The 437-nt window shown below is 36.6% G+C and carries 1 protein-coding gene; it reads right to left on the reverse strand.

Annotation, left to right across the window (positions count from 1 at the left end; genetic code table 11):
* Positions 1-320: 320 nt before the first annotated feature.
* Positions 321-437 (reverse strand): transposase (locus PVA17_RS25040; protein WP_274069377.1); only part of this gene is annotated, 117 nt, incomplete at its 5' end.

Raw genomic sequence — 437 nt, forward strand, 5'->3', positions numbered from 1 at the left:
AAAATCCATTCTTATGAATAGGAAGTCTCGGGTTAGGAGTCTGAATGGATGTAGCCATTTGAATGATTTCTTTAGGAATAAGCTGTTTTCCTCCCCATTCCCTTCTCTTAAATGAAGGTAACCCCATAAGGCAAGGTCTTGTGCAGACACATACATATTCATCCCAGAACCATCTACTACAACCGTCTCCCAAAGTAGTCGTCTAACCCCTACAATCAACCTAAAAACATGACATACGTTTAACAAGAACAAAATCATGGATCCCTGTAAAAAATTTTGGTTCTAAGTAAAATGTTGGGGTAGTGTAATTTTTTAGCACGTTAACCCAGATGAACCCAGATATCTTTATACTTTAAATTTAATAAGATTTTTGCTCGAAAGTGATCGAAGCGTCGAAAGCCATATGCATTCCGTTTCATCGCTTTTGTTTTATTATT

Origin of the sequence: Lysinibacillus sp. CNPSo 3705 (genome assembly GCF_028674935.1) — a bacterium.
Classification (GTDB): Bacteria; Bacillota; Bacilli; order Bacillales_A; family Planococcaceae; genus Lysinibacillus.